The sequence below is a fragment of the Bradyrhizobium australafricanum genome (assembly GCF_020329495.1).
GTDB lineage: Bacteria > Pseudomonadota > Alphaproteobacteria > Rhizobiales > Xanthobacteraceae > Bradyrhizobium > Bradyrhizobium australafricanum.
Genome location: NZ_JAGKJL010000004.1, coordinates 196,058 through 210,212 on the forward strand (window position 1 = coordinate 196,058; position 14,155 = coordinate 210,212).

General features: G+C 65.4%; 14 protein-coding genes. 4 read left to right on the plus strand and 10 right to left on the minus strand.

What is annotated here, in order from left to right; all coding sequences use genetic code 11:
* Positions 1–46: 46 nt before the first annotated feature.
* From J6525_RS06220 to J6525_RS06240, 5 genes are all read right to left on the minus strand, one after another.
* A complete protein-coding gene (locus tag J6525_RS06220; RefSeq protein ID WP_028333303.1) occupies positions 47–721 on the minus strand; it encodes an RraA family protein in 675 nt (224 codons plus the stop codon).
* 191 nt (positions 722–912) lie between these two features.
* The gene (locus J6525_RS06225) at positions 913–1,938 is read right to left on the minus strand and encodes an amidohydrolase family protein (RefSeq protein WP_225642868.1); all 1,026 of its coding nucleotides are present in this window, start codon (positions 1,936–1,938) and stop codon (positions 913–915) included.
* Between the two features lie 22 nt (positions 1,939–1,960).
* Complete coding sequence (locus tag J6525_RS06230; RefSeq protein ID WP_225642870.1) at positions 1,961–3,289, minus strand: MFS transporter; 1,329 nt, start codon at positions 3,287–3,289, stop codon at positions 1,961–1,963.
* Between the two features lie 29 nt (positions 3,290–3,318).
* On the minus strand, positions 3,319–4,650 hold the full coding sequence (locus J6525_RS06235; protein ID WP_225642872.1) for an MFS transporter: 1,332 nt from the start codon (positions 4,648–4,650) through the stop codon (positions 3,319–3,321).
* Positions 4,651–4,701: 51 nt separating this feature from the next.
* Positions 4,702–5,688, minus strand: a complete 987-nt coding sequence (locus tag J6525_RS06240; RefSeq protein ID WP_225642874.1) for an NAD(P)-dependent oxidoreductase — start codon at positions 5,686–5,688, stop codon at positions 4,702–4,704.
* Positions 5,689–5,874: 186 nt separating this feature from the next.
* On the opposite strand from J6525_RS06240, the gene J6525_RS06245 reads away from it, so the two are divergent.
* Positions 5,875–6,810 carry a LysR substrate-binding domain-containing protein gene (locus J6525_RS06245; RefSeq protein ID WP_225642876.1) on the plus strand — a complete coding sequence of 312 codons (936 nt, stop codon included), beginning with the start codon at positions 5,875–5,877 and terminating at the stop codon, positions 6,808–6,810.
* A 189-nt stretch (positions 6,811–6,999) separates the two neighbouring features.
* Positions 7,000–7,350, plus strand: coding sequence for a hypothetical protein (locus J6525_RS06250; protein ID WP_176937210.1), 351 nt, complete (start codon positions 7,000–7,002; stop codon positions 7,348–7,350).
* Positions 7,351–7,372: 22 nt separating this feature from the next.
* On the opposite strand, the gene J6525_RS06255 is transcribed toward J6525_RS06250, so the two are convergent.
* Entirely contained in the window at positions 7,373–8,269 is an 897-nt protein-coding gene (locus J6525_RS06255; RefSeq protein WP_225642878.1) for a LysR family transcriptional regulator, read from the minus strand.
* A 117-nt stretch (positions 8,270–8,386) separates the two neighbouring features.
* Between J6525_RS06255 and J6525_RS06260 the strand changes: the two genes are divergently transcribed.
* On the plus strand, positions 8,387–9,265 hold the full coding sequence (locus J6525_RS06260; RefSeq protein WP_225642880.1) for an NmrA family NAD(P)-binding protein: 879 nt from the start codon (positions 8,387–8,389) through the stop codon (positions 9,263–9,265).
* 222 nt (positions 9,266–9,487) lie between these two features.
* Here the strand turns inward: J6525_RS06260 and J6525_RS06265 are convergent, their stop codons facing one another.
* From J6525_RS06265 to J6525_RS06275, 3 genes are all read right to left on the minus strand, one after another.
* Positions 9,488–10,198, minus strand: a complete 711-nt coding sequence (locus tag J6525_RS06265; protein ID WP_225642882.1) for a type 1 glutamine amidotransferase — start codon at positions 10,196–10,198, stop codon at positions 9,488–9,490.
* A gap of 85 nt (positions 10,199–10,283) precedes the next feature.
* Positions 10,284–11,228: a hypothetical protein gene (locus tag J6525_RS06270; protein WP_376708440.1), complete on the minus strand. Its 945-nt coding sequence runs from the start codon at positions 11,226–11,228 to the stop codon at positions 10,284–10,286.
* A 155-nt stretch (positions 11,229–11,383) separates the two neighbouring features.
* Positions 11,384–11,872, minus strand: a complete 489-nt coding sequence (locus J6525_RS06275) for an Lrp/AsnC family transcriptional regulator (protein WP_028333294.1) — start codon at positions 11,870–11,872, stop codon at positions 11,384–11,386.
* Between the two features lie 126 nt (positions 11,873–11,998).
* On the opposite strand from J6525_RS06275, the gene ald reads away from it, so the two are divergent.
* The gene (gene ald, locus J6525_RS06280; RefSeq protein ID WP_225642884.1) at positions 11,999–13,114 is read left to right on the plus strand and encodes an alanine dehydrogenase; all 1,116 of its coding nucleotides are present in this window, start codon (positions 11,999–12,001) and stop codon (positions 13,112–13,114) included.
* 246 nt (positions 13,115–13,360) lie between these two features.
* Here the strand turns inward: ald and J6525_RS06285 are convergent, their stop codons facing one another.
* Positions 13,361–14,149 (minus strand): IclR family transcriptional regulator, encoded by a 789-nt coding sequence (locus tag J6525_RS06285; RefSeq protein WP_225642886.1) that lies wholly within the window; start codon positions 14,147–14,149, stop codon positions 13,361–13,363.
* Between the last annotated feature and the right edge of the window lie 6 nt (positions 14,150–14,155).

Below are 14,155 nucleotides of genomic sequence, written 5' to 3' on the forward strand. Positions count from 1 at the left end.
GTGCCCAAAAGGCGGGCATCGCCGCCTTTTGGGACCGCCTATCGTCTCAGTCCTTGAACTCGCAGCCGAGGCGCTGCAGGGCCTCGTCGACCCAGCGGCGGTCGCTGGTGCCGGCGAGGATCTGCTGGATGGCCTTTTCCTCGGTGGCCTTCTTGGCCTCGGTCAGCTTGCAGATGGCCTCGGCGTCGTCATAGGGCACGCAGAGCACGCCGTCGTCGTCGGCCACGATGAGGTCGCCGGGCTCGACGATCATGCCGTCGATCGAGATGGCGCAATTGATCTCGCCTGGGCCATCCTTGTAGGGGCCGCGATGGGCGACGCCGGCGGCGAACACCGGGAATGATCCGGCGCGGATCGCGCCAGCATCGCGGATCGAACCGTCGATCACGAAGCCCGCAACGCCCTTCTTCTCGGCCAGCGTCGACATGATCTCGCCGATGATGGCGTTGACCAGCACGCCGCCGGCATCGACCACGATGACGTCGCCGGGCTGCGCCAGGTCGATCGCCTTGTGCACCATCAGATTGTCGCCGGGCCGGGTCTTGACCGTCAGCGCCGGGCCGCCGAGCCAGCCGCCCGCGTGCATCGGCCGCAGCCGGTTAGTGCCCGCGATCCGCGACATCGAATCGCTGATATTGGCGACCGGCAGCGTGCGGTAGCGCGCGACGAGGTCAGGCGACACTTTCCGCTTCGCCTTGTGAATTGCAAATCCTATGGCCATCGGTTTTCTCCGGTGTGTTGGGCGTGATCGTACGTTTGCAATCGGGACGACGGAAATATCTTGCTTGTAGGACCATCACCGTCATTGCGAGCGAAGCGAAGCAGTCCATGCTTCCGCAGATGCGGAGCGATGGATTGCTTCGTCGCTGACGCTCCTCGCAATGACGGGGCCGTAAACATCGATCGCTTCGTTCAATGTGGGCGGCGGTCGAGATGGGCGCTGAGGCGAGGATAGACGCGGCGGGCATTGCCTTCAAAGATCTTGGCCTTGTCCGCCGCGCTCAGCGGCAGCGCGTCGATATAGCGGCGGGTGTCGTCGAAGTGATGGCCGGTTTCGGGATCGATGCCGCGCACGGCGCCGACCATTTCCGACGCGAACAGGATGTTCTCGACGGGAATCACCCTGGTCAACAGCTCGATGCCGGGCAAGTGATAGACGCAGGTGTCGAAGAACACGTTCTTCAAGAGATGCTCCGACAGCGGCGGCAGCTTCATGTCCTGCGCCAGGCCGCGGTAGCGGCCCCAGTGATAGGGCACCGCGCCGCCGCCATGCGGGATGATGAACCGCAGGGTCGGGAAGCGCTTGAACAGGTCCGAGGTCAGGAACTGCATGAAGGCGGTGGTGTCGCCGTTGAGGTAATGCGCGCCGGTGCCGTGGAAGCAGGGATTGCAGGACGAGGAGACATGGACCATCGCCGGCACGTCGAGCTCGACCATCTTCTCATACAGCGGATACCACCATTCGTCGGTCAGCGGCGGATCGCACCAATAGCCGCCGGCGGGATCGGGGTTGAGATTGCAGCCGACGAAGCCGAGCTGCGTCACGCAGCGCTCCAGCTCCTCGATGCAGTTCGCGGGCTTGACGCCCGGGCTCTGCGGCAGCTGGCAGACGGGGACGAAGTTCTGCGGGAACAGCGTGCAGACCCGGTGCACGAGGTCGTTGCAGATCGTGGTCCATTCGCGGCTGGTCGCTTCCTTGCCGACGTGATGCGCCATGCCGGCGGCGCGCGGCGAGAAGATGGTGACGTCGGTGCCGCGCTCCTTCTGCAGGCGAAGCTGCGCGCCCTCGACGCTAGAGCGGATCTCGTCATCGGTGATGCCGAGATTGGTGGTGAGCGGCCGGCGCGACTTGTCGGCGAGGCCGGCGAGCTGCTTGTCGCGGAAGATCTGCAGCTTGGCCGGCTCGGTGGTGTAATGGCCGTGACAATCGATGATCATGGTTGCTTCCTTGGTAGGGGTGTCAGTGGGCGACGGATGACGGGATCGCGCCCGTCAATTCCGTCTCGCGCGGCTTGACGCGCATGGTGGCGGCGATGGCGGAGGCGATGAGCAGGAAGCCGGCGATGCCGACCAATGCCCAGGAGAAGCTTCCGGTGGAGTCCTTGATCAGGCCGATGCACCACGGCCCGATCAGGCCGCCGAACTGCGCCAGCGTGTTGACCAGCGCGATCGAGGCTGCGCCGGCCGCGCCGGTCAGCAGCGAAGCATTGATACTCCAGAACAGCGGGTTGCCGGCGTTGAGGCTGAAGCCGACGATGCACAGGAACACGAAGGCCAGCACCGGGCTCGCGACATAGGCGCTGCCGAGCATCGCAACCGCGGCGAGCAAGTAAACTGCTGCGAGATGAAACTTGCGATCGCCGGTCTTGTCCGAGCTGCGGCTGACCACGATGGTGCCAATGACGCCGAGCAGCGGCGGGATCGCCGAGAGGAAGCCGACCTGGATGTTGCTGAGATCGCCCATGCCCTTGATGATCTGCGGCAGCCACAGCAAGAGGCCGTAGATCCCGACCAGTGCGCAGCCGAACAGCGCCGCCAGCAGCCAGACCCGGATATCGAGCACGCATTCGATCAACCTGTGCTGCCCCTGTTGCTCGATCTCGGCCCGCTCGGCGGCGAGTTCGCCCTCCAGCCAGGCTGCCTGCTCCTTGGTGAGCCAGCTCGCCTTGGCCGGGCGGTCAGTGAGATAATAGAGCGTGAACAGGCCGAGCAGAATGGTCGGCACGCCCTCGGCGAGGAACATCCATTGCCAGCCGTGGAGACCGGCAGCGCCATCGAACCAGGTCATGATGCTGGTCGAGATCGGCCCGCCCAAAACCGCCGAGAACGAGCCGGCGATGATGTATCCCGCCACCGCGCGGGCGCGATAGCGCGCCGGGAACCAGTAGGTGAGGTAAAGCACCACGCCGGGCATGAAGCCGGCTTCCGCGACGCCGAGGCCGAGCCGCATGACGTAGAGGCTGAGCGGATTCCAGACAAAGGCTGTCAGCGCGGCGACGAGGCCCCAGGTGATCAGGATGCGCGCCAGCCAGATCCGCGCCCCGAGCCAGTGCAGCATCAGGTTGCTCGGCACCTCGAGCACCATGTAGCCGAGGAAGAAGATGCTGGCCGCGAAGCCGAAGATCGCTGGGCTGAGACCGAGATCCTTGTTCATCGTCAGCCCGGCATAGCCGAGATTGATGCGGTCGAGATAGTTGAAGAACATCATCACGAACAGGATCGGGATCAGCCGCCAATAGACGCGGCGGATGGTCTGCTGTTCGAGCTCAGTGACGGACGCTCCGGCCATTGCATTCCTCCCGTTCATTGTGATGGCGTTCATTGGGTCGCGACGCCATTTCGGATGTTGTTGGGGTGTCCGGCCTCTCGTTCGGCAGGCAGCCGTTCGGCGCCGTCCGAAGCTGCGCCTGTCGCCATTGTTCTGAGGTCGATGCCCTGCTGCTCGGGCAGCAGCAATGCCGCGCAGAAGGCGGCGGTGTAGCCGCAGATGGCGCAGATCGCCATTGCGTCGCCGAGATGCATCCGCGTCGAGAGAATGCCGACGGTCGCCGGCACGATCGAGCCGAGGCCGCGTCCTGCGCTCAGCGCAAAGCCGGCGCCGTTGGCGCGGATGCTGGTCGGAAACAGCTCGGCAAAGGTCGGCATCAGGCCGGAGGCGAGGCCGGCCTGCAGCGCGCCGAGAAAGAATCCGAGGATGATGGTGATGCCCTGGCCGATCGGCGCCTGGGTGTAGACGACGACGTTCAGTGCCTGGCAGACCAAGAACAGCATGAAACCCTTGCGGCGGCCGATGCGATCGGCGATCAGGCCAAAGGCGATCGGTCCGACGAACGATCCGAAGATGTTGACGGCGAGATAGCCGGCGGTGTGCGTGACCGGCAAATGCAGCCCGGTTTGCAGATAGGTCGGCAGCCAGGTGATCATCACATAGGCCGCGCCGAGCGTGCCGGTGGTGAAGAAGGTCGCGACCAGAGCCTTGAACAGATGCTCGCCGGTGAAGATGGTCCAGAAGCTGTGCGTCGGCAAGGCGGCGCGCTGTGCCTGCTCCTCGACGAAGATCGCGGATTCCGGCACGAAGCGGCGGACGAAGAAGACCAGCAAGGCGGGCAGGATTCCGATCGCGAAGAACACGCGCCAGGCCATGTCTTGCGACAGCCAGCCGAAGATGACGGGAAACAGTGCGACCGACAGCGCATTGCCGACGGCGTATCCGCTCTGGATCGCGGCGGCGACGCGGCCACGCATGCCGGCCGAAACCACTTCGGCGACCAGCACGGCACCGACCGCGGCCTCGCCGCCATAGCCCATGCCCTGGATGGCGCGCGCGACCAAGAGATACCAGAAGCCGTCGGCAAAGGCGGCGGCAAAAGTCGAGACCGCGACCAGGAGGATGGTGAATTGCAGCACCCGCACCCGGCCGAACCGGTCGGCGGCAATGCCGGCGACCCAGCCGCCCAGGGCGGTGCCGATCAACGAGCTGGAAGCCAGAATGCCGGCGTCAGGCCGCGACAGGCTCAGCGTTGCGATCAGCGCCGGCGTGACCAGCGCGTAGATCGTGGTGTCCATCGAATCGAGTGCAAGGCCGCCGAAGGCGGCGAAGAAGGTCTTGCGTTCGACGGCGGACAGCTTGGATAGCCACCCCAGATTCATGTTCGTTTCCTCTTGATATCGCGGCCTCTTGCTGGGCCGTTTCTGCGAGATTTAAGGCGCGTCGAGTGCCGCCGGGTTGACCACATTGGCGCGATCGATGTCGCGTTGCGTGAGGACAGCTGCGATGTTGCGCGCGGCCTCGACGCCGGTCCGCGTGATCGATGCACCGGTTTGGGCTGCGATATGTGGCGTCACGATCAGGTTCGGCGCCTGCAGGATCGGCCTGTCTTTCGCCGGCGGCTCCTCCGCCAGCGTGTCGAGGCCGGCACCGGCGAGATGGCCGCTTCGCAGCGCCGCGCACAACGCGTCTTCGTCGACCAGCGCGCCGCGCGCGGTGTTGATCAGGAGCGAGCCGGGCTTCATGGCGTTGAGCCGCCCGGCATCGATCATGCCGCGCGTCGCGTCGGTCAGCGGTGCGTGCAGGCTGACGATGTCGGAAACCGCGAGCAATTCGGCGAGATCGGCGGCTTCGCGCGCCAGTGCCGGATCGACGCGGCCTCTGGTTCGGCCGAGCGCGACGACGCTCATGCCGAGCGCGGCCGCCGCGCGCGCGACGTGCCGGGCGATGCGGCCGAAGCCGACCAGGCCGATCGTGCGGCCGCGGACTTCGCGGCCGCGATAGGTGGCGCGGTCCCAGGCGCCGGAATGGGTTCGCGCGTTCAGGCTGACGACGTCGCGCCCGAGCGCGAGGATCAGCGCGATGGTGTGCTCGGCGACCGCGGGCGCATTCGCGTCGCCCGCGACCATCACCAGCACGCGCCTGGCTGTTGCGGCATCGATATCGACGCTGTCGACGCCGGCGCCGTGCTTTGCGATCACGCGCAAATGCGGATTGCCGGCGATGGTGGCGGCGGAGAACACCGGATTGCCGCGCATCAGGATCGCCTGCGTCGGCGCCCGCGCCATCTCGTGCGTGAGACGTTCGGGCGTGACGGCATCGCGCATCAGCACGACGTCTGCACCGATCTCGCTGAGGACATTGACAGCGGCCGGCGCGAGACTGTCGCCGGTGACGAGAACGCGAAACGGAACGGTCATCTTCTATCGTCCGCTGCGATATTGCATGGCTGACCCGCTGCGAGCGCCGCGCCGTCGTGTCTGAACCTGACGCATTTCGCGCGCTTCTCCCTTGGAGGACTGGTGATTTCGCGCGAAGATCGGGAAACGGCCCCGTGAGGTCAAATACCTTGTTGACCCCCGACTTATAGGGAATCGAAATAAGCGATGGATTACAGGCAGCTTCGTTACTTCATCGCGGTGGCCGAAGAGCTCAGCTTCAGCCGCGCAGCGAAACGATTGCATGTCAGCCAGCCGCCGCTGAGCACACAGATCAAGGCGATGGAGGAAGAGCTTGGCACGCGCCTGTTGGCGCGGACGCGGCGCGCGGTGGAACTGACGCAGGCCGGGCAGTTGCTGCTGGAACATGCGCGGCGCGCGGTCAGCGAGCTTGATCTGGCGTCGGAGACGGTGCGCCGTGCGGCGCGCGGCGAGGCCGGCATGATCCGGGTCGGCTTCACCGGCTCGGTCCCGATGCTCGACATGTTCGCCGAGCTGTTCCGCAGCTTTCGCGCCAGCTATCCGCGGGTGAAGATCGAACTCCGGCACATGTCGACGGCAACGCAGCTGCGCGCGCTTGCCGACGCCGAGCTCGATGTTGCGATCATGCGCCCGCCGCTCGATTTCAGGCCGGCGGCCGATCTGCAGGTCCATGTGGTGTGGCGCGACCGGCTGATGGTGTTCCTGCCGCTGGATCATCCGCTGGCCGCCGCGAAGGGCGCGCTCGAGATGGCCGATCTTGCCGAGCATGAATTCGTCGGCATGGCCGAGAGCGGCTGCGGTGTCGGCGATCAGGCCGCGATGCTGTGCCGGTGGGCGGGCTTTGCCCCGCGCGTGGTGCAGGAGGCGCATGAGCTGCGCACCGTGCTCAGCCTGGTTGCGGCCGGGATCGGGCTTTCGATCCTGCCGTCGTGCTACCAGCAGGCCGGCGTGATGAATGTGGTGGCGAAGCCGCTGGACACGCCGGATGCGGAAAGCCGCATGCTGGTGGCGATGCGCTCCAGCGCCTCGCTGCTGCCGCGCCGGTTCGTCGAATGCGCGCTGCAGGCGGCGTCGCGCAGCGCACCCACGCTCGTTCCGGAGGTTGCGGCAGCGGGTCGTTGATCGTGCCGCACGCCCTATACTTTCGTCGGCCGTAGTCTTCCGGCTTCCCGTCTGGCCCTGCTCTTGCATCGCTCAATGTCAGATGCTGGGGCGCGGATATGTCGTGTTCTCGCCCGCGGCGGCAGCGTCGCAGACGAGCAGTCTGTGACGCGCGCCCGCAGCTGGATCGACACTTACGGAGACGACGACATGCACGCCATCACGCGTGCGGCACTGCTGCTCGGGACGATGTGGCTGACATCGCCGACCCTGGCGCGGGACGACGGCCGCTACGCCAATTCACCGCTGAAACCCTGGTTCGAAAGCCTGCACAGCGGCTATGGACAATGCTGCTCGGATGCTGACGGTTATGTGGTCGCCGATCCCGACTGGGAGTCGGATCACGGCCACTATCGCGTGCTCATCGACAATGAATGGATTGTCGTGCCGAACGAGGCAGTGATCACCGAGCCGAACAAGATCGGGCGCACCATGGTGTGGAAGCACTATATCGACGGTCACCCGCGCGTGCGCTGCTTCATGCCGGGCAGCATGACCTGAGGCGCATCGTCCGGGCTGCAACTCAGGCCGGCGGGACGAACACCCGGTTCGGGAATGCCTGCTCGACGACGTCGAGAAACGCGCGAACCTTTGCGCCGACCAGCCGTCGCGAGCTCTGCAGCGCCCAGATCTCGACCGGAGGTCTGGCATCCGTTCCCCAATAGGCAAGCCGCCCCGCGGCAATGTCGTCATCGACCAGCAGCTTCGGCAGCAGGGCCGCGCCGGCGCCTGCGAGCACAGCATCGCGCATCATCAGCATCGATGAGAGACGCAGCACCGCCCGTGGCCTGAGCGTGATCTCTTCGCTTTCATTCCGGATGTGCCAGAGCGTGTCCGGCGGCGTCTGCGACATCAGAACGGCATCGACCGAGACGCCATCCGGATCGCGCGCGGCGGTCGTCGGCGGCTGTCGATCGGGATGCGCAACGACGAGCAACTCGTCGCTGAGGAAGCGGCGGCCGACCAGACGTTCATCCGGTGACGGGTTGATACGGATGACGAGGTCATAGCCGTCTTCCACCGGATCGACCAGGCGATCCTCGGCGACGATCTCGAGCTGGACGTCGGGATAGGCGCGCGCAAAGCGCGCACCGATCCGGCCGAACGCGACATGGGCGAGCAAGACCGGCGCGCTGACCCGCAAGCGGCCGCGCGGTGTCGATGCGCCGAGCACCACGGCTTCGCCGGCCTCGGCGATGTCGGACAATGGACCGCTGGTGCGCTCGTGCAGCGCGCGGCCCTCATCGGTCAATCGCAGACTCTGCGAACCCCGCTCGATCAAGCGGACGCCGAGACTCTGTTCCAGTTCGGCGACGCGGCGGGACAGCGTGGCCTTGGCCCGTCCGGAGGCGCGGCTGGCGCGGCCGAACCCGCCATGCGCGGCAACCAGGTTGAAATCGGTGAGCGCCTGAAGGTCCATCGGTTCTGTTCCATATTCGAGACGGTATGTCCAAATAATGGCATCTCCAAAGTAAAATTGGAACGGATAGCTTCTCGGCGACGGCAGACGGTCTGCCGAAGAGAAGGAGTATTCGACATGGCTATTCTGGTGACAGGCAGCACGGGCACCATCGGCATCCAGGTTCTCAATCATCTCGCCGGTCAGGGCGTCGAGGTTCGGGCCCTGACGCGTTCGCCCGGCAAGGCGCAATTTCCGCAGCACGTGACGGCGGTTCGCGGCGATCTTGCCGACGTGGATTCGGTCCGCGCGGCGCTCATTGGCGTCAGCACGCTGTTCCTGCTGGTGCCGAATGCCGCCGACGAACTGACGCAGGCGATGCTGACGCTGACCGCCGCGCGCGAGGCCGGCGTCAAGGGCATCGTCTATCTCTCGGTGTTCAAGGGCGAGGCCTATGCGGACGTGCCGCATTTCGCCGGCAAGCACACGGTCGAGCGGATGATCGAGGCGCTCGATCTTCCCGCGACCATCCTGCGTCCGTCCTATTTCATCCAGAACGATCTTCGGCTGAAGGAGCCGCTGCTGAACTTCGGCGCCTACGGCATGCCGATCGGCGCGAAGGGCATCTCGATGGTCGATATCCGCGACATCGGCGAGGCGGCCGCGATCGAGCTGCTGCGCCGCGAGCGGGCGTCCGCCCCGCTCGGCCGCGAGACTTACGCGCTGATCGGCCCCGACGTCGTGACCGGCGAGGGCGCGGCTGCGATCTGGCGCGATGAGCTTGGCCGCGCGGTCAGCTATGGCGGCGACGATCTCGCGGCGATGGAGCAGCGTTTCAAGGCAGCGATGCCGGCATGGCTCGCGCTCGACATGCGCCTCATGTTCGGCCGGTACCAGAGCGACGGCGCGGTCGCGACGGCCGACGAGCTGGCACGCCTGACGAAGCTGCTCGGCCGCGCGCCGCGGGCCTATCGCGATTTCGCCCGCGACGCCGCCGCGCAGTGGCGCAAGGGCTAGCTGCGAATGAAGGCTTTACAGCGAAGCAAGCGCTTCCTTAACCTCTCCCCCGCGTGCGGGGAGAGGTCGCATCGCATCGAAGATGCGATGCGGGTGAGGGGGAGCCTCCGCGAATTTTTCTGGCGCCGTTGACGTGGTGACAGCCCCTCACCCCAACCCTCTCCCCGTAAGAACGGGGCGAGGGAGCGCAGTTCCGTTGCGGCCGCCAAGCGAACACGATGTCTAGTTGCTACGGCGCACGAGGAAGCGCGTGATCACGCCGCCAAGCGTGGCGTGGTCGAGCGGCTCTGCCAGCGAGGTCTTGGCGGTCTCGACCACGCTATCGGGCGCGAGGCCGCGGCGCAGGTCGCACAGCGCGCCGGCATAGTCGGCGGTGAATTCCGGATGCGGCTGCACCGACAGCGTCGTGCCGTTGGCATAGAGCAGGCCGGCATGCGGCGTGAACTCGGACGACAGGATGGTGCGCGCGGAGGCGGGCGCGTCGACCACCTGGTCCTGATGCGAGCAGGCGACGGCGATCGTCTCGCCGTCGATCAGCCCGTTGTCCGGCGCGATCCGATAGACATGGCGCCCGATGCCCCAGCCTTTCTCGGATTTGCGCACCGTGCCGCCGAGCGCCTGCGCGATCAGCTGATGGCCGAAGCAGACGCCGACAGTCGGAATGCGCTTGTCATGGGCCGTGCGCACGAAGGCTTCGAGCGGCGCGATCCATTCGACATCGTCATAGACGCCGGCGGCTGATCCCGTGATCAGGATCGCATCCAATGCGGCCGGATCCGGCAGTGTCTCGCCGCTAGCGAAGCTGACGACGTCGCAGCCAACAGATGGATCGGCGGTCGCCACCATCCGCTGAAACATCTGCGGATAGCTGCCGTGGCGCTCGCGGGCTTGCGGGTTGACGAGCCCGGTTTCGATGATGGTGATGCGGGGCATGGAACGCGCTGACAGATGAGCGGGGATGCCTCAGCCTTTACTCCGAAAGCACTGGCGGCGACAAGCCGCGCGCGGCGGTCGCCGATCAATTCCGCGACGGTGCCGCCGCGTCGATCGTGGCGGTGTGCTGCGCTGTCGGCGCCGGCGTCGTTGCGACGATCGCAGGCTCGGTGCGGTAGCGCGGCAGCTGATCCTCGAGCGCGTAGCCGACGCAGAGTGCGAGGCTCGACCAGACCGCCATGCTGAAATACAGCGACATCCAGGCGATCTCCTCGCGCCATTCCGCGATGTCATGGGTCACGACCCAGCGCCGGCTGACGTCGCGCAGGCCTTCCAGCGGATGCAGCAGCGTGCCGCCGGCGGCGAGGTTGGCGCGCCAGCGGTTCAGATACATCGGGACGTCGACGGTCATCAGGAAGGCGAGGAAGGCGGCGATGCCGAGGATCGCGACGATGAAGGCCCAGCGCACCGGGCCATGAAACTCCGGCAGCAGTCGGCACAGCGCAATCCCGACCAGGAAGAACACAACCGCCCAGATTGAATTCTCGATCGCGTTGCAGAGATAATGGGTGGTCAGCACCGCATACCAGGAGAAGCATTCCGCGATCATGATCAGCGGCACGATGATCCAGGCGATGTTCACGGTGGTCTCGGCGCCGGTCATGGTGCCGAGCTGATGCAGGATGATCGCCCATTGCGCGGCGAAGCAGACCTCGGCGACGGTGGCCACGGTGCGGCCGACCATGACGCTCGACAGCCAGGTGTCGAACAGGCAGATGCGCTGCACGTCGGCGCGCGGCAGGACCGAGCGGAAGGCGCAGCCGAACACATAGGCCGCGCACAGCAGCATCATCAGGCCGATGCCCGAGGTGTTGCTGAAACTGCCATTGGCCCGTTCATTGAACTGGCGGTAGAGCGCGAACCAGACCGCGATGTTGGCGGCGCTGACGAGGCTCAAGAAGCCCCACCACCGGACCACTGGATTTGACCAAGCCAGCGAAACCGGCCGTGCCCGCCACTCCATGCTCATTCACCGCTCCGCGTGTAACCGAATTGATATTGAACTGTAGCAATTCTGTCATAGAAGGCGGCGAATCACGAATTAAAAATTGCGTGTGGGAGCAAGCCGGGCAGATCCGATTGTGACAGTGCCCGATTGTGACAGTGCGTGGTGGTGCGTGACCGTCAGCCGCGCAGCGCGGTCTCGGGAATGGTGCGGCGGACCACTTCGCGCATCGCGAAGCTGGAATGGATGCGGGCGACGCCCGGCATCCGCGACAGATGCTGCTTGTGGATGCGCTCGAAGTCGGCGATGTCGCGGGCGATCACCTGCAGATGATAATCGTCGCTGCCCGACATTAGATGGCAGGACACGACGTCGGGACAGCGTGCGATCGCCGCCTCGAAGGCTGCGAGATAATCCTCGCTCTGCTTCTCCAGCGTGATGGTGACGACGACGGTGGTCACGAGGCCAAGCGCTGATGGTTCGAGGTCGACGCGATAGCCGCGGATCACGCCGATCTCCTCGAGATGGCGGATCCGCCGCGCGCAGGCGGTCGGCGACAGCCCGACCTTCTCGGCAAGCTCGATCTGGCTCGCGCGGGCATCGCTGACCAGCTCGGCGAGGATTCTGAGATCGATACGATCGAGACCGTCCACGCAGATTTCCTTCAAGAGCTGAGCTGAATACGAAGGATATGGGCGTATTTGGCTGTGAGCAAGCCGGAAATCGCTGAGAAACGCCAGGTGACGGGGCATAGCCTTGACGACGGCGGAAACGAATCCTTCGAGGAGCGGACCATGCGCATCGGCGTGCCCAAGGAGATCAAGGTCGAGGAATATCGGGTCGGGCTGACGCCTGCCTCGGTGCGGGAATATGTGGCGCACGGCCACGAGGTCGTGGTCCAGCGCGGCGCCGGTGACGGCATCGGTGCCGGCGACGACGTCTACACCCTGGCCGGCGCGCGCATCGCCGACACCGCCGAAGAGGTGTTCTCCGTCGCCGAGATGATCGTGAAAGTGAAGGAGCCGCAGCCGTCCGAATGGATCAGGCTGCACGAGGGACAGATCCTCTTCACCTATCTGCATCTCGCGCCCGACGTGCCGCAGACCGCGGGTCTGATCGCCTCCGGCTGCACGGCGGTGGCCTATGAGACGGTGACCGACGCACAAGGTGGACTGCCGCTGCTCGCGCCGATGAGCGAAGTCGCCGGGCGGCTCGCGATCGAGGCCGCGGGCGCCGCGCTGCGCAAATCCGCCGACGGCATGGGCAAGCTGCTCGGTGGCGTGCCCGGCGTTCCGCCGGCGCGGGTTGCGATCATCGGCGGCGGCGTGGTCGGCACCCATGCGGCGCGGATGGCGGCAGGCCTTGGCAGCGAAGTCACCATTCTCGACCGCTCATTGCCGCGGCTGCGCGCGCTCGACGACCTCTTCCTCGGCCGCGTCCGCACCCGTTACGCCACGCTGGAAGCGATCGAGCAAGAAGTCTTCGCGGCTGATGTTGTGATCGGCGCGGTGCTGGTGCCGGGCGCCAGCGCGCCAAAGCTGGTGTCGCGCGCGCAGCTTGCAGGCATGAAACGCCGCGCGGTGCTGGTCGACGTCGCGATCGACCAGGGCGGCTGCTTCGAGACCTCGAAGCCGACCACGCATCAGGCGCCGACTTACCTCGTTGATGACATCGTGCATTATTGCGTCGCCAATATGCCGGGCGCGGTGCCGGTCACCTCGAGCCACGCGCTCAACCACGCCACGCTGCCGTTCGGCCTGGCGCTGGCCGCGAAGGGACTGCGCGCGCTGGTCGAGGATCCGCATCTGCGCGCCGGCCTCAACGTCCATCGCGGCCGCATCACGAACCGCGCCGTGGCCGAAAGCCAGCATCTGTCGGCCGTGATGCCCGAGGAGGCGCTGGCGTCGTAGGAAATTCGAAAGATCTAACTGCAGCGCGGGTCCCAACCTCCCCTTGAAAAGGGGAGGTCGCTTTGCTCGCCAGAGCAAAGCGGGTGGGGATCAACTCTCTCCACATAGAGCGTCGCCTGCGGCTGACCCCCATCCCGACCTTCCCCCTTTCAGGGGGAAGGAGAAGACAGATATTTAGTCTGAATGCTTCGCTTCATCCGGGCTACGGCTCCGTCATCCGCACGACGCGTTATGCGTCCCAAGAGGTCATTTCTCAACGAATCTTGGCCCGGCTTCATCTGCCAGTTGTTTCAGCCGGTTCTGCATGACTTCAATGATGTGCGCGCGCTTTGCCGCGATGCGTTCGATCGGCCCGCCAATGCCGATAGCCAGCGGAGCGCGTCGCTTCGGCAGGGGAACAAGCATGCCTATCGTGTTTGCGCCCGGCGTCGTGCGGCCACATGTCTCGGAAAAGCCGCGGCGGCGAATGCGCTCGACCTCCTCGAGAAAGGCGGATTCGCGAACGCGCGCCGATTGACTCGGCTCCTCGGCATTGTTGCGCCGGATAATGCCACGAATTTTGGTGTTCGGCATTTGGCTCAGCAGCACATGTCCGAGCGCGGTCCGTACCATTGGTCGTATTTGACCGGCTTGTGCCGTGTACTGAAGCTGAGAGCCGCCGGGGACAACGTGCAGATATTGCATCCCGGCGGCGCCGGCCTGTTGTCCGAGCATGACGGTTTCGCCGCCCGTCGCGGTCCAGAGTTCCTCCATCAGATCGGTGAGCTTGGTATCACGGAACGGGGAACGACGGATCCAGTCACCCAGCAAATTGACCCGGTAGCTCGGGATGAAGAGCCGGGTCTTTCGCTCGTATTCCAGGTAGTTCAATTCAACGAGACATCGAAGCAACACTGACGTGCTCGACTGGGGCATCTCCAGCGCAGACGATATTTCAGTCACGGAAGCAGCCCGCTTTGTTTTCCGAAAGAACTCCAGAACTGCAAACGTCCGCATGGCCGATTTGACGATGGCCGTCTTATTCGGATTCGGCATGGCTGG

Coding starts and splice junctions, on each gene's coding strand:
- J6525_RS06220 (WP_028333303.1), bottom strand. CDS start 721: ATGGCCATAGGATTTGCAATTCACAAGGCGAAGCGGAAAGTGTCGCCT.
- J6525_RS06225 (WP_225642868.1), bottom strand. CDS start 1,938: ATGATCATCGATTGTCACGGCCATTACACCACCGAGCCGGCCAAGCTG.
- J6525_RS06230 (WP_225642870.1), bottom strand. CDS start 3,289: ATGGCCGGAGCGTCCGTCACTGAGCTCGAACAGCAGACCATCCGCCGC.
- J6525_RS06235 (WP_225642872.1), bottom strand. CDS start 4,650: ATGAATCTGGGGTGGCTATCCAAGCTGTCCGCCGTCGAACGCAAGACC.
- J6525_RS06240 (WP_225642874.1), bottom strand. CDS start 5,688: ATGACCGTTCCGTTTCGCGTTCTCGTCACCGGCGACAGTCTCGCGCCG.
- J6525_RS06245 (WP_225642876.1), top strand. CDS start 5,875: ATGGATTACAGGCAGCTTCGTTACTTCATCGCGGTGGCCGAAGAGCTC.
- J6525_RS06250 (WP_176937210.1), top strand. CDS start 7,000: ATGCACGCCATCACGCGTGCGGCACTGCTGCTCGGGACGATGTGGCTG.
- J6525_RS06255 (WP_225642878.1), bottom strand. CDS start 8,269: ATGGACCTTCAGGCGCTCACCGATTTCAACCTGGTTGCCGCGCATGGC.
- J6525_RS06260 (WP_225642880.1), top strand. CDS start 8,387: ATGGCTATTCTGGTGACAGGCAGCACGGGCACCATCGGCATCCAGGTT.
- J6525_RS06265 (WP_225642882.1), bottom strand. CDS start 10,198: ATGCCCCGCATCACCATCATCGAAACCGGGCTCGTCAACCCGCAAGCC.
- J6525_RS06270 (WP_376708440.1), bottom strand. CDS start 11,228: ATGAGCATGGAGTGGCGGGCACGGCCGGTTTCGCTGGCTTGGTCAAAT.
- ald (WP_225642884.1), top strand. CDS start 11,999: ATGCGCATCGGCGTGCCCAAGGAGATCAAGGTCGAGGAATATCGGGTC.
- J6525_RS06285 (WP_225642886.1), bottom strand. CDS start 14,149: ATGCCGAATCCGAATAAGACGGCCATCGTCAAATCGGCCATGCGGACG.